This window comes from Afifella sp. YEN Y35, from assembly GCF_047553465.1.
GTDB classification, from domain to species: domain Bacteria; phylum Pseudomonadota; class Alphaproteobacteria; order Rhizobiales; family Afifellaceae; genus Afifella; species Afifella aestuarii.
On record NZ_CP180203.1, the window covers coordinates 2,358,026 to 2,370,600 of the forward strand.

Genomic DNA, 12,575 nt, shown 5'->3' on the forward strand with positions numbered 1-12,575 from the left:
AAGCTTGAACCGCGATGCCCCTTCTTCACATCGAAAACCTCTCCGTCACATTCCAGACCGCATCCGGTCCGTTCCTTGCCGTCGACAGCGTCGATTTCAGCGTGGATGCCGGCGAACGTCTCGCGATCGTCGGGGAATCGGGCTCCGGCAAATCCGTTGCGATGCTCGCCGTCATGGGGCTTCTGCCCCCGACGGCGACCGTCACGGCAGACCACATGGCCTTCGACGGGCAGGATCTGCGGCAGCTGTCGCGGCGCGCCCGTCGTCGGGTTGTCGGCGGCGACATCGCCATGATCTTCCAGGAACCGATGTCGAGCCTCAATCCGTGCTTCACGGTCGGCTTTCAGATCAACGAAGCGCTTTCGGCTCACACCGACCTCACCCGTTCGCAAAGGCGCGAGCGGTCTGTGGAACTCCTGCGCTCCGTCGGCATCCCGGAACCGGAACGGCGCCTGTCGGCCTTCCCGCATCAGCTGTCCGGCGGCATGAGCCAGCGCGTCATGATCGCCATGGCAACCGCCTGCCAGCCGCGGCTTCTTATCGCCGACGAACCGACGACGGCTCTCGACGTGACCATTCAGGCCCAGATCCTCGACCTCCTCGTCGATCTGCAGAAAGAGCACGGCATGGCGCTCATCCTCATCACCCATGATATGGGCGTGGTGGCGGAGACGGCTCAGCGCGTCGTTGTGCAATATGCCGGCCAGCAGGTGGAACGTCAGGACGTCATCGGCCTCTTCGACGCGCCGCATCATCCCTATACTTCCGCGCTTCTCGATGCGCTTCCCGACCGGGCGACGGGCGACCGGCTGCCCGCGATCCGCGGTGTGGTGCCGGGTCAGGGCGACCGACCGAACGGCTGTCTCTTCAATCCCCGCTGCCCCTATGCCGACGACACCTGCCGCACCGTCATACCACCGCGGCAGCCCGCGGCTCTCGGCGAGGCCTTGTGCCACTATCCCCTCAACCGTGCGGAGCAGGCGGCATGACGACGATCATCGAAGCGGCCAACCTGTCGCGCGTCTACGAGGTCCGCCGCGGCCTGTTTGCCGAACCCGGCAAAGTGCGAGCTCTGACGGAGGCGAGTTTCTCAGTTACCGCCGGCACCACGCTCGCCGTGGTCGGAGAGTCCGGCTGCGGGAAGTCCACGCTTGCACGGCTTCTCACCATGATCGAGCCGCCGTCGGAGGGCGAACTCGTCATCGACGGGCATGATGTCGGAAAGTCCGGGCACAGCGATCTCGCCGCCCTGCGGAAGACGGTGCAGATCGTCTTCCAGAACCCATACGGGTCGCTCAATCCGCGGCAGAAGATCGGCTCCATTCTGGAAGAGCCGCTTCTCATCAACACCGACATGCCCGGCAAGGCGCGCCGCGAAAAGGCGCTCGATATGCTGGAACGCGTCGGCCTGCGGCCGGAGCATTACAGCCGATACCCGCACATGTTCTCCGGCGGGCAGCGCCAGCGGATCGCGATTGCGCGCGCCCTCATGCTCGACCCGAAGATCCTCGTCCTCGACGAGCCGGTCTCGGCGCTCGACGTCTCCATCCAGGCGCAGGTTCTCAACATCCTCGCGGATCTGCAGGAAGAGCTCGGCCTCACCTACATCTTCATCAGCCACGACCTCTCCGTCGTGCGTTTCGTCGCCGACGAGGTGATGGTGATGTATCTCGGCCGGCCGGTGGAGATTGCGCCCGTGGAAACGGTGTTCGAGCAGCCGCTGCACCCTTACACGGTGGCGCTTCTGTCGGCGACGCCTGTCGCCGATCCGCGACGCCCGCGCCAGAACATCAAGCTCGAAGGCGAGCTCCCCTCCCCGTTCAATCCGCCCTCCGGTTGCCCCTTCCATCCGCGTTGCCGTTACGCGCGGGAAAAATGCGCTGAGGTCAGGCCGGAATTGACGCTGCACGGGCCGACGAAGGTCGCCTGCCACGGCATCGACGACGGCTGGATCGACTACACCGCCGTCCCGCCGGGAGGCGGCAAAGCGCCGATGCCGGACCATGCCGGAACCGAGCCTGCGGAACGGGCGGAAAGCGCGGTCAAATCTCCAGAGACGGGCGGCCCGCTCTGAGTCCGTCGAACCTTTTCTGGCTTTAGCGGCTCACGAACTCGGCGGCTCCGGCCTCGGAAGCGGGCCGAAGCGCTCCTCTTCCTCGTCTTCGGGAGCCGGTTCGACCTCGATCGTCCCCTGCAACACGCCGTCGAGATCACGCAGGAAATCCTTGATGCGGCGCGCGTTCTTGCCGAGATCGTGGCGCCCGAAGCGTGAGGCCGACCGCATATCGACGATCGCGCCGTCGATGTCGCCGTCGGTCGTGGGCGCGATACGGATCACCACATCATCGGGAAAGGCGAAGAGGATCGTGCGGGCGACCGCCTCGATCGTCGCGATGCCTTCGCCCTCGACCGGGTCCAGGCTTTCTTCGACTTTCCAGCCGCGATCCTTCACGACGGCCTGCGCGGCGGCAAACACGCGCTCGACCGTTAGCGGATAAAAGCGCGCGGTAAGGCGTGGATACGCGGATGCCTGGCTCTGCGCATCAGCGAGCGAGATCGCCTCATGGGGATGCGTCCAGAAGCGTGGCGGATCGTCCACATCCGTCGAGATGTCGTTGAGCGGCGGGTAGACGACCAGCGCCCCCATGGCGAGTCCGAAGAGGACGAGGGCGGGGGCGGCGAAGAAGAGCGCCGAAAAGGCCTTTCCGGCTCCTTCGTCGCTGGCATTCCAGATGCGCACCAGCGCAAACACCGCCAGCGCGAAGGCGACGAGCGCCAGGCCATAGCCGAGCGCAACGGTCGGCGCGACGGCTTCCGTCGGCATCAAGCCGAAGCGGTTGCCAAGCCCCGTCAGGACGAGGACCGGCAACGACAGGACAGCGAGCCTGCGCGCCCACCTTGCGGATCGGGAATGTCGGATCGGCGGACGCGCAGCCACTTATCGTCTTTTCCTAGGCTTCGACGGCCGGGCGGTAATCGCGGAACTGATCGCGTAGCGCCATCTTCTGGATCTTGCCGGTCGCCGTGTGTGGGATTTCCTCAACGAAGGCAACATCGTCGGGAGCGGCCCACTTGGCCACTCTCTGACGAACGAAGTCAAGAATGTCTTCCCTCTCGGGCCGGACATCCTTCTTCGGCACGATGATGAGGAGCGGGCGCTCGCCCCATTTCTCGTTGGCGACGCCAATCACCGCGGCTTCGGCGACATCGGGGTGAGCGACCGCCGCATTTTCGAGTTCGATCGACGAGATCCATTCGCCACCCGATTTGATCACGTCCTTGGAGCGGTCGGTGATCTGCATATAGCCGTAAGGATCGATATGGGCGACGTCGCCCGTGTCGAAGAATCCTTGCTCGTCGAGAAGCGGACCGCCCTCGCCTTTGAAATAGGCTTTCGCGACGGCCGGTCCGCGGACCTTCAGACGCCCGAAAGTCTTGCCGTCCCAGGGCAGCGGCTCACCGGCATCGTCGGTGACCTTCATCTCGACCGTGAAGGGCGGATGCCCCTGTTTCTGCAGCACGTCGAGACGCGCTTCGCCCTTGAGACCCTGATATTCTGGCGTCAGCGTGCACACCGTTCCGAGAGGGCTCGTCTCCGTCATGCCCCAGGCGTGGATGACCTCCACATCGTAATTGTTCTGGAACTTCTCGATGACCGCACGCGGACAGGCCGAGCCGCCGATGACCACCCGCTCGAGATGCGGGAGCTTGCTGCCCGTCTCTTCCAGATATGACAGAAGCATCAGCCATACTGTCGGCACGGCGGCGGTCACCGTCACCTTCTCCTCGTCGAGAAGCTGGTAGATGGATGCGCCATCCATTTTCGGCCCGGGCATCACCATTCCGGCGCCGACCATGGGAGCGGCAAAACAGATCGCCCAGCAATTGGCGTGAAACATCGGCACGACCGGCATGATCCGGTCACTGCTCGACAAATCGATCATGTCGGGAAGGCTCGCGACCATCGCATGCAGGACGTTGGAGCGATGCGAATAGATGACGCCCTTCGGAACGCCCGTCGTGCCGGAGGTGTAGCACATGCCGGCAGCGGTGTTTTCGTCGAAGCTCTCCCAGGCAAAATCCCCGTCCGCTTCGTCGAGCCATTCGTCGTACGGGACGAGATCGAGCGAGGAAGATGGCAGATGCGCCCGATCGCTCATCACGATCACCTTCTCCAGGGTGGGCAGAGCATCCTTCAGCTTCTCAACGAGCGGCACGAAAGTGAGATCCGTAAAGAGAAGTCGGTCTTCCGCGTGGTTGATGATGTAGGTGATCTGCTCGGCAAAGAGGCGCGGATTGACCGTGTGGCAGATCGCGCCGATGCCCATCACGCCGTACCAGACTTCCAGATGGCGCATCGTGTTCCAGCCGAGCGTCGCCACCCGGTCGCCGAGCCGGATCCCATGCGCCGTCAGCTGCTGCGACAGCTTCAGCGCCCGTCGCCTGATCTCACGGTAAGTTGTGCGATGAATCTCCCCTTCCACGAGCCGCGACACCACCTCGCGGTCGCCATGATAGGTCGCGGCATGATCGAGGATGCGATGGCAGTTCAAGGGCCAATCTTGCATGAGACCGTGCATGTTGTTCCTCCCTCTCGCCTTTCGGCGTTATGTCATCGCCCAGCACAATTGAGCGCTGCAGCGTGCGCGCATTGTCTCTCGGCTCGCAAAAAGCCGCAATCGCGTCGAACTCTTTCCCAAGACAGGCGTTAGGCGCTTCGTATGGCTCAAGAAAATCTCGCCGGCATCGAAGCCGGCAACGGCAAAGACAAACGCGAAGACAGTTTCTCTCTGCCGCAGTTGGATTTCGAGATGGCTCTCGACATGGCCGACGGCGACACCGCCTCCTGGATCGACCTGGTGCGCCACGCGGCCGAGACCTCAGGCGGAGACCTGCTTTTCGTCCTGCCGAGCTTTTCCGGCGACGGCGAGGCCACGGAGAAGGCGATGGTGCGTCTGCCCGATGGGGAGGAGGATGTTCTCATCGCCGTCAGCCACGATGATGACGGCTTCCATTATGAGGCCGAGGCAGCGATCGACGAGGAATTGAAGGATTTCGCGCACGCCTCGATTGACGTTTTGCGGCGTATGCAATCCGATGCTCAGATCGTGACGCCTCTCGCCGAAACCGAGAACTAAAACAAAGTGTTGCGCGAAGCGCCGCAGGTGTCGATTTCGGATTGCCGTTAAGAGCGCTTTAAGTCTACGAGGCCCACAATTTCAACACCGCAACTGCGGAATGGACCTTCAAGATGCACGACCGAAAAGAGACGGCTTTCCAGTCGCAACATCACGATCAACAAGTCGCGGAACGGCTGCGCCAGCGCTATCAGCAGATCGGCATTCCGGCCGTCCGGGCCGCCGCCACGATGAAAAGCGCTCAGGCCAAGGCCGCGCAGAAGGGCTGATCAGGCCAGCCACCGCTCCAAGCGGCTCAGCCCTTCCTGCATCGCCTCCTCCGCGCCTGCGAAGGAGAAACGCATGGTCAGGTGGCCGCGCGCCGGATCGAAATCGGCGCCGGGCGTGGCAGCGACGCCTGCCTCCTCCAGCATGCGACGGGCAAAGCTCGTCGACTCGTTGGTGAAGCGGGCGACAGACGCGTAGACGTAGAAGGCACCGTCGGCCGGCGGTATCGCCTGGAAGCCGAGTTTCGGCATCCGCTCCAGAAGAAGCGTGCGATTGCGCGCGTAACCGGCCTTGATCGCTTCCAGCTCCTGCGTGCAGTCGAAGGCGGCGATCGCCGCGCGCTGCGACAGATCCGGCACGGAAATGTAGAGCGACTGCGCCAGACACTCCATCGGCCGCACGAGATATTCGGGCAGCACCATCCAGCCGATGCGCCAGCCGGTCATGCAGTAATATTTCGAGAACGAATTGATCACGATCGCTTCGTCGGAAAACCTCAGCGCCGTTTCCGCGCGGCCGGCAAAATCGAGACCGTGATAGATCTCGTCCGAGATGAATCGGATACCGAGCTCGTTGCAGGTGGCGATCAGCGCCTCGAGTTCCTCAGGCGGAGTCATCGTGCCGGTCGGGTTGGCCGGACTTGCGATCAAGAGACCTGACAGCGGCGTTTCGCGATGTGCGCGCCGCAAATGGTCGGGCGTCAGGATCCAGTGCGTATCGGGACCGACCGGGATCTCGACCGCCTCGAGCCCGAGCACGGAGAGGATGTTGCGGTAGGCCGGATAGCCGGGCGCCGCCATGGCGATGCGCGCTCCGGCATCGAAAGCCCCCAGGAAGGCGAGCATGAAGCCGGCCGAAGAGCCCGTCGTCACCGCCACCCGTTCCGGATCGAGGTCGATGCCGTAGGTTTCGCCGTAATGGCGGGCGATCCTTTGCCGCAGCGTGCGAATACCGAGCGCTTCCGTGTAGCCGAGACGTCCGTCCTTGAGCGCCAGGCGGGCAGCCTCCAGGACACCGGCGGGCGCCGGGGCGCCGGGCTGGCCGACTTCCATGTGAACGATGTCGCGGCCTTCGCTCTCAAGTTTCGCGGCGGCGGAGAGCACATCCATTGCGATGAACGGTTCCACCGCGCTGCGCAGGGACGGCTTACGTGGGAACACGCGTCCTCCTGCGTCATCTGCACGCCACATTGTTTGCCCTTTGTCGATGCTAATCTTGGACCCAGCCTGAGAACGATTGACCGGCCGTTCCGCAATTCCTAGCGTGAAGTTGCATCCGTGAACAGCATCACCGGCCATCTGCGTCCCCTTTCCGCGCCATGACCTCGATCCTCCTGCGCCGCTTCCGCCACACTGCAAAGGCCGTCTTCAGTCTCGGCCTCGCCGCAAGCCTCGCCTTCGCCGCACAGCCCGAGACGGCTTCGGCGCAGCAGCGGCAGATGAAGATCATCCGCGATGCGGAGATCGAGGCACTCTTGATGGACTATGCCCGGCCAATCTTTCGGGCGGCCGGCATCGGCTCCTCAGGCGCGCAGATCGTCATCATCGACGACCGCGATTTCAACGCCTTCGTGGCGAGCGGGCGGCGCATGTACATCAATTCGGGCGCGCTCTTGGAGGCGGAGACGCCCAACGAGATCATCGGCGTCATTGCCCACGAGACGGGACATCTCGCGGGCGGACACCTTCAGAACCTTCGCAACGAAATGGCCCGCGCCCAGGCGATCGGCGCCATCGCCTCGATCCTGAGCGCCGGCGCGATGGTGGCCGGAGCAGCCGCCGGCTCCAGCGCCGTTGGGCGCGGGGGCGCAGCGGCCATGACGGCCGGACCGGGCATGGCCATGCGATCCGTCCTCAGCTATCGGCGAGCTCAGGAAATCTCGGCCGACCGTGCGGCACTCACCTATCTCAATGCCACCCATCAATCGGCAAAAGGCATGATCAAGACCTTCCGCCGATTCGCCGACCAGTCGCTGTTTTCGGCGCAATATGTCGATCCCTACGTGCAATCGCACCCGATGCCGGCCGAGCGCATCGCGCAGCTGGAGACGATTGCAGCCAAGAGCCAGTATTGGGATGCCAAAGATCCCCCTTCGCTGCAGCTTCGTCACGATATGATGCGGGCAAAACTCTCCGGCTACACGGAATCGCCTGCGCGGGTGGAGCAGCGCTTTCCGCGCTCACAGAAGACGCTGCCGTCCGCCTATGCCCATGCGATCCTCGCCTACCGCACGGGAGGCGTGCGCAATGCGCTCGGCCAGATCGACGCCCTCATCAGGAGCGATCCGAACAATCCCTATTTCTACGAATTGAAGGGGCAGGCGCTCCTGGAATCCGGCAAGGCCGATGCCGCCGTCGCGCCGTTGCGGCAAGCGTATTCGCTGGCGCCGGATGCCGGCCTCATCCGCATCCTGCTCGGTCACGCGATCCTGGAGACGGGCCGTGACAATCTTCTCGGCGAGGCGATCGGTCATTTGCGGGCGGGCGTCACCAGCGAGCCGCTTTCCTCTCTCGGTTATCGCTATCTCGCCATGGCCTATGCCCGCCAGGGCCATATCCCGCAGGCTGAACTTGCCACGGCCAACGGCCTTCTCATTGACGGCGACGTCAGGACAGCGCAGAGCTACGCCAAACGGGTTCAAGCGAAGGTGAAGCGCGGCTCGCCGGAATGGCTGCAGGCCGATGACATTCTCACCTATAAGCCGCCTGACACCCAACGCTAAGTCCTGATGGAACAGAACACAGCCAGGTATTCCGTATGAACGCGCTTCGTATCTTCTACGCCTCGATCGTCGCTGCAGCTTTGATCCTTGCCGTTTCGGTCGGTTATGTGATCAGCCAGACGAGCGGATCTGAGACATCGCCCGCAGCGACCGAGCAAGGTGCCGTCTCCGAGGAGAGCACCGGCGCGACGCAAAAGCTGGTGCGCGATTATCTGGTCTCCAATCCGGAGGTCATCGAAGAGGCGCTCATGGCGCTGCAGAACAAGCGCGTCGAGGAAGCCCGGAGCCAGCAGAGCGAGATGATCACGCGCATGCAGGACCAGCTGTTCAATTCCAAGAACCAGGTCGTGCTCGGCAATCCTGACGGTGCGGTCACGCTCGTAGAGTTCTTCGACTACAATTGCGGCTATTGCCGGCGCGCCTATCCCGACATGATGGCGCTCATCGACAACAATCCCGACCTCAAGATGGTGTTGAAGGAGTTCCCGATCCTCTCCGAAGGCTCGGTGCAGGCCGCCAGGATCGCCGTTGCCGTCGACGTCGTCGCTCCGGACAGCTATAGCGATTTTCACCGGGAAATGATGACGCGCGGCGGCCAGGCGGACCGTGCCAAGGCGCTCGATGTGGTGCGCGATCTCAATCTCGATGTCGCGGCGATCGAGGCCAAGGCCGGCGAGAGCTCCGTCGACGAAAACCTGACCGAGGTGCAGTCTCTGGCGCGCGCTCTCGATATTTCGGGCACGCCGTCCTACATCATCGCCGACGAGGCCGTGCCGGGCGCGGTCGGCTTCGACCAATTGCAGCAGAAAGTTTCCGCTGCGCGCAAATGCGGTGGCAACACGCTCAGTTGCTGAGAGAGTTGCTGGGCTAGAGGCACAGACGGGAACGAGGCGTTGATGTCAGAGCGCGAGTTTGAACAAAGGGTAGCGGCCGTATGAAGAAGTTTTTCCTGCATCTTTTCACCTGGTGGCACGACGCGACCCTCAACACGCGCTTCTTCACTTGGCGCAAAGGCATCTTCGTCGGCGAGGACGATGCCGGGAACCGCTATTACCGGCACCGCAAGACCAATTCTCGCTGGGTGCTTTACAACGGCGATCCGGAAGCATCACGCGTGCCGCCGGGATGGTATGGCTGGCTGCATTACCGGACCGATATCCCGCCGACGGACGAGAGCTACACCCCGCCAGCCTGGGAGAAACCGCATCGGCCGAACATGACCGGCACCGCTGGCGCCTATCATCCGCCGGGCTCCCTCACGACGCCGGAAACGCGCCCCAATGTCACCGGCGATTACGAGCCGTGGACGCCCTGATCCTGCCGCACAAAGGGTGTCTTTGCACAACGCCACTGGGCACAACGCCACTGGGCACAGCCTCACTTGGCAAAGCCCAGCAGGCGCAAGCGGAGCTCTTCGGATCGCGTTCCCTTTGAACGGATATCTTTTATGACGCGGATTTTTCTCGCCGCTCTTGCGATCGCCATGTCGATCCAGGCTGCAGCGGCAGAGCCCATCAAGAATCCCGTGGCCGTGTTTCGCGGCCTCGACAAGATCACCGGCCGGATCATCACCTTCGATGTGCGGATCGACGAAACCGTGCAATTCGGTGCGCTGCAGGTGACGCCGCGGGTGTGCAATACGCGCCCGCCGACGGAGCCGGAGCAGACGACGGCGTTCGTCGAGATCGACGAGATCACGCTGTCCAACGAAGTGCAGCGCATCTTCACCGGCTGGATGTTCGCCTCGAGCCCCGGCCTGCACGCCGTCGAACATCCGGTCTACGACGTGTGGCTCGTCAATTGTAAGGCCAGCGTCGACGAAATGAGCGAAGAGCCGCGAGGGCCCGATGCTCTGCCCGAACTCGCGCCGGACAGCAGTCAGGGGACCGAGGAAGAAGCTCCGCCGGAAGACTAAGCGCGGCCCCCAGCGCCGCCCCCGCCTTTCGTCTCTTCGGCCGAACTCTGATCCATCTTGTCGAGACGGAAGAAGTCGGCCTCCACCTGCAGGGCCTCTTCCAGCATCTCCTGATAGCGCGCACGCGACACGGACACGGCGCCGAAGGTTTCGAGATGCGAGGTCGTAAATTGCGTGTCGAGGAGCGCGTAGCCGCCCGCGCGCAAACGCTCGACGAGGGCGACGAGCGCCACCTTCGAGGCATCGCGGGCATCAGAGAACATGCTCTCGCCGAAGAAGGCGCCGCCCAGCGACAGGCCGTAGAGGCCACCGACGAGCCGTCCCTCCTGCCACGCCTCGACCGTATGCACATAGCCGCGCCTGAAGAGCGCGCCGAAGAGACGGCGGATCTCGCCGTTGATCCATGTCGAGCGGCGCCCCGGACGCCGCCTGGCGCATCCGCCGATCACCGCGTCGAAATCGGTGTCGACGCGAATCTCGAAAAGCCCTGAGCGCATGGTCCGCCGGAGCCGGCGCGGCACATGAAAAGTCTCGAGCGGGATGATGCCCCGCTCGTGCGGCTCGACCCAAAACAGGTTCGGATCGTCGGCCGAATCGGCCATCGGAAAGATGCCGCAGGCATAGGCCTTGAGCAGAATATCGGGCGTAATGGCGAATGCGTCTTCGCCGCGCATCGGCTCAGGCGATCAGCTTGTCGCGCGAGCGCGTGTCGGCCAGAAACTTCTCGAGCCAGCGGATATCATACGCGCCATTGGCGATATCAGCATTTGCGACAAGATCACGGAAGAGCGGCAGCGTCGTCTCGATGCCATCGACGACGAACTCGTCGAGGGCGCGGCGCAGGCGCATCATGCATTCCACCCGCGTGCGCCCATAGACGATCAGCTTGCCGATCAAGCTGTCGTAATGCGGCGGCACCCGATAGCCCTGATAAACGGCCGAATCGACACGCACACCGAGGCCGCCCGGCGGGTGATAATAGCTGATGCGGCCCGGAGAAGGCGAAAACGTCTCCGGGTTCTCCGCGTTGATGCGGCATTCGATGGCGTGGCCCCTTATGACCACGTCTTCCTGACGCACGGAGAGAGGCGAACCGGCGGCGACCCGAAGCTGTTCGACGACGAGATCGATGCCCGTCACCGCCTCCGTCACCGGATGCTCCACCTGCAGACGGGTGTTCATTTCGATGAAATAGAACTCGCCGTTCTCGTAGAGGAATTCGACGGTGCCGGCGCCGCGGTAGCCGAGATTGGCCATGGCATTGGCGACGGTCTCGCCGATGCGGCTGCGCTCTTCCTCGTTGAGGGCGGGAGACGGCGCCTCTTCCCAGACCTTCTGGTGGCGACGCTGCAGCGAACAATCGCGTTCGCCGAGATGGATCGCAGTCCCCTCGCCGTCGCCCATGACCTGAACTTCGATGTGGCGCGGATTGGCGAGGTATTTTTCCACATACATGGAATCGTCGCCGAAGGCGGCCATCGCTTCGGCTTTGGCTGTTGCGAGCGCCGACGCCACTTCATCGGGCCCGTTGGCCACCTTCATGCCGCGGCCTCCGCCGCCGGCTGCGGCCTTCAAGAGGACGGGGTAGCCAACTTCGGCAGCGATCCGCGAGGCTTCAGCGGCGTCGGTGATCGCGCCCTTGGAGCCCGGGACGACGGGGATGCCGAGCGCCATCGCCGTTTCCTTGGCCTGCACCTTGTCGCCCATCAGGCGGATATGTTCGGCCGTCGGGCCGATGAAGGTGATGCCGTGGGCGGCGAGAATATCGGCAAAGCGCGCGTTTTCCGACAGAAAGCCGTAGCCTGGATGCACGGCGTCTGCGCCAGTGATCTCGCAGGCGGAGACGATCGTCGGAATGTTGAGATAACTCTGGGAAGCCGAGGGCGGACCGATACACACGCTCTCGTCGGCGAGACGCACATGCATGGCGTCCGCATCGGCGGTCGAGTGCACAGCCACGGTCTGCACGCCCAGCTCCTTGCAGGCACGCAGGATCCTGAGTGCGATTTCCCCGCGATTGGCGATCAGAACCTTGGAAAACATCGGCCCGCCTGTTCGTCTCATTCGATGATCAACAGGGGCTCGCCGTATTCCACCGGCTGGCCATCCTCGACGAGGACGGCGCTGACGCGTCCGGAATGCGGAGCCGCGACTTCGTTCATGTGCTTCATCGCTTCCACGATGAGGACCGTCTGGCCTTCGCGCACCGTATCGCCGATTTCGACGAAAGGCCGCGCGCCTGGCGCGGGCGCACGGTAGACCGTTCCGACCATGGGCGAAGGAACACAGCCCGGATGCCGGCTCGGATCGTCCATCGCTTCCGATGCATCCGCCGCGTCGCGTGCGGAGGGTGCAGCTTCCGCCGGCACGGAGACGGCATAATTCGCCGCCGGCGCCGGCCCCAGATTGCGCGCCACGCGGATGCGCAAATCTTCGTTTTCGATTTCGATCTCGGAAAGCTCGGTTTCCTTCAGGAGCTCGGCCAGCTCACGCACCAGCTCCTTGTCGATCGCACGCTTCTTTTCAGCCATGC

The 12,575-nt window shown here is 63.5% G+C and carries 13 protein-coding genes and 1 pseudogene; 8 read left to right on the forward strand and 6 right to left on the reverse strand.

What is annotated here, in order from left to right:
• The first annotated feature begins 14 nt into the window (after nucleotides 1-14).
• Together ACK8CP_RS11235 and ACK8CP_RS11240 are read left to right on the forward strand one after the other, a co-directional pair.
• Nucleotides 15-989 carry an ABC transporter ATP-binding protein gene (locus ACK8CP_RS11235; RefSeq protein WP_414831837.1) on the forward strand — a complete coding sequence of 325 codons (975 nt, stop codon included), beginning with the start codon at nucleotides 15-17 and terminating at the stop codon, nucleotides 987-989.
• Nucleotides 986-1,933: pseudogene (locus ACK8CP_RS11240) on the forward strand (dipeptide ABC transporter ATP-binding protein); the annotation flags it as partial. The gene ACK8CP_RS11235 and the pseudogene ACK8CP_RS11240, both read left to right, overlap by 4 nt.
• Before the next feature lie 171 nt (nucleotides 1,934-2,104).
• Here the strand turns inward: ACK8CP_RS11240 and ACK8CP_RS11245 are convergent.
• Entirely contained in the window at nucleotides 2,105-2,938 is an 834-nt protein-coding gene (locus ACK8CP_RS11245; protein ID WP_234630407.1) for a DUF1499 domain-containing protein, read from the reverse strand.
• 13 nt (nucleotides 2,939-2,951) lie between these two features.
• Nucleotides 2,952-4,580, reverse strand: a complete 1,629-nt coding sequence (locus tag ACK8CP_RS11250) for a long-chain-fatty-acid--CoA ligase (protein WP_128292472.1) — start codon at nucleotides 4,578-4,580, stop codon at nucleotides 2,952-2,954.
• A 141-nt stretch (nucleotides 4,581-4,721) separates the two neighbouring features.
• Here ACK8CP_RS11250 and ACK8CP_RS11255 point away from each other — a divergent pair, with 141 nt between their 5' ends.
• Both ACK8CP_RS11255 and ACK8CP_RS11260 read left to right on the forward strand, forming a co-directional pair.
• Nucleotides 4,722-5,138 (forward strand): hypothetical protein, encoded by a 417-nt coding sequence (locus ACK8CP_RS11255; protein WP_414831838.1) that lies wholly within the window; start codon nucleotides 4,722-4,724, stop codon nucleotides 5,136-5,138.
• A 113-nt stretch (nucleotides 5,139-5,251) separates the two neighbouring features.
• On the forward strand, nucleotides 5,252-5,407 hold the full coding sequence (locus ACK8CP_RS11260; protein ID WP_164879643.1) for a hypothetical protein: 156 nt from the start codon (nucleotides 5,252-5,254) through the stop codon (nucleotides 5,405-5,407).
• Here the strand turns inward: ACK8CP_RS11260 and ACK8CP_RS11265 are convergent, their stop codons facing one another.
• Nucleotides 5,408-6,595: a pyridoxal phosphate-dependent aminotransferase gene (locus ACK8CP_RS11265; RefSeq protein ID WP_414831839.1), complete on the reverse strand. Its 1,188-nt coding sequence runs from the start codon at nucleotides 6,593-6,595 to the stop codon at nucleotides 5,408-5,410. It abuts the gene before it with no gap.
• A 128-nt stretch (nucleotides 6,596-6,723) separates the two neighbouring features.
• Between ACK8CP_RS11265 and ACK8CP_RS11270 the strand changes: the two genes are divergently transcribed.
• The 4 genes from ACK8CP_RS11270 (at nucleotide 6,724) to ACK8CP_RS11285 (ending at nucleotide 10,042) form a co-directional block, all read left to right on the forward strand.
• Nucleotides 6,724-8,127 (forward strand): M48 family metalloprotease, encoded by a 1,404-nt coding sequence (locus tag ACK8CP_RS11270; RefSeq protein WP_128292470.1) that lies wholly within the window; start codon nucleotides 6,724-6,726, stop codon nucleotides 8,125-8,127.
• Nucleotides 8,128-8,162: 35 nt separating this feature from the next.
• Nucleotides 8,163-8,981: a DsbA family protein gene (locus ACK8CP_RS11275; RefSeq protein ID WP_234630404.1), complete on the forward strand. Its 819-nt coding sequence runs from the start codon at nucleotides 8,163-8,165 to the stop codon at nucleotides 8,979-8,981.
• Nucleotides 8,982-9,061: 80 nt separating this feature from the next.
• Nucleotides 9,062-9,442: an NADH:ubiquinone oxidoreductase subunit NDUFA12 gene (locus ACK8CP_RS11280; protein ID WP_414831840.1), complete on the forward strand. Its 381-nt coding sequence runs from the start codon at nucleotides 9,062-9,064 to the stop codon at nucleotides 9,440-9,442.
• A gap of 132 nt (nucleotides 9,443-9,574) precedes the next feature.
• On the forward strand, nucleotides 9,575-10,042 hold the full coding sequence (locus tag ACK8CP_RS11285; RefSeq protein ID WP_128292467.1) for a DUF2155 domain-containing protein: 468 nt from the start codon (nucleotides 9,575-9,577) through the stop codon (nucleotides 10,040-10,042).
• On the opposite strand, the gene aat is transcribed toward ACK8CP_RS11285, so the two are convergent.
• From aat to accB, 3 genes are read right to left on the reverse strand one after another with little or no spacing between them, the layout of a single operon-like run.
• Nucleotides 10,039-10,716, reverse strand: coding sequence for a leucyl/phenylalanyl-tRNA--protein transferase (gene aat, locus ACK8CP_RS11290; RefSeq protein ID WP_414831841.1), 678 nt, complete (start codon nucleotides 10,714-10,716; stop codon nucleotides 10,039-10,041). The two genes, ACK8CP_RS11285 and aat, sit on opposite strands and share 4 nt — an antisense overlap.
• A 4-nt stretch (nucleotides 10,717-10,720) precedes the next feature.
• A complete protein-coding gene (gene accC, locus ACK8CP_RS11295) occupies nucleotides 10,721-12,085 on the reverse strand; it encodes an acetyl-CoA carboxylase biotin carboxylase subunit (protein ID WP_092809252.1) in 1,365 nt (454 codons plus the stop codon).
• Nucleotides 12,086-12,102: 17 nt separating this feature from the next.
• Nucleotides 12,103-12,573 carry an acetyl-CoA carboxylase biotin carboxyl carrier protein gene (gene accB / locus ACK8CP_RS11300; RefSeq protein WP_234630401.1) on the reverse strand — a complete coding sequence of 157 codons (471 nt, stop codon included), beginning with the start codon at nucleotides 12,571-12,573 and terminating at the stop codon, nucleotides 12,103-12,105.
• Between the last annotated feature and the right edge of the window lie 2 nt (nucleotides 12,574-12,575).

What these genes read in the sequence shown, in the direction of transcription:
- ACK8CP_RS11260 (WP_164879643.1), top strand. Translation starts at nt 5,252, where the DNA reads ATGCACGACCGAAAAGAGACGGCTTTCCAGTCGCAACATCACGATCAA.
- accC (WP_092809252.1), bottom strand. Translation starts at nt 12,085, where the DNA reads ATGTTTTCCAAGGTTCTGATCGCCAATCGCGGGGAAATCGCACTCAGG.
- ACK8CP_RS11270 (WP_128292470.1), top strand. Translation starts at nt 6,724, where the DNA reads ATGACCTCGATCCTCCTGCGCCGCTTCCGCCACACTGCAAAGGCCGTC.
- ACK8CP_RS11265 (WP_414831839.1), bottom strand. Translation starts at nt 6,595, where the DNA reads ATGTGGCGTGCAGATGACGCAGGAGGACGCGTGTTCCCACGTAAGCCG.
- ACK8CP_RS11285 (WP_128292467.1), top strand. Translation starts at nt 9,575, where the DNA reads ATGACGCGGATTTTTCTCGCCGCTCTTGCGATCGCCATGTCGATCCAG.
- ACK8CP_RS11275 (WP_234630404.1), top strand. Translation starts at nt 8,163, where the DNA reads ATGAACGCGCTTCGTATCTTCTACGCCTCGATCGTCGCTGCAGCTTTG.
- ACK8CP_RS11235 (WP_414831837.1), top strand. Translation starts at nt 15, where the DNA reads ATGCCCCTTCTTCACATCGAAAACCTCTCCGTCACATTCCAGACCGCA.
- ACK8CP_RS11250 (WP_128292472.1), bottom strand. Translation starts at nt 4,580, where the DNA reads ATGCACGGTCTCATGCAAGATTGGCCCTTGAACTGCCATCGCATCCTC.
- ACK8CP_RS11280 (WP_414831840.1), top strand. Translation starts at nt 9,062, where the DNA reads ATGAAGAAGTTTTTCCTGCATCTTTTCACCTGGTGGCACGACGCGACC.
- accB (WP_234630401.1), bottom strand. Translation starts at nt 12,573, where the DNA reads ATGGCTGAAAAGAAGCGTGCGATCGACAAGGAGCTGGTGCGTGAGCTG.
- ACK8CP_RS11255 (WP_414831838.1), top strand. Translation starts at nt 4,722, where the DNA reads ATGGCTCAAGAAAATCTCGCCGGCATCGAAGCCGGCAACGGCAAAGAC.
- aat (WP_414831841.1), bottom strand. Translation starts at nt 10,716, where the DNA reads ATGCGCGGCGAAGACGCATTCGCCATTACGCCCGATATTCTGCTCAAG.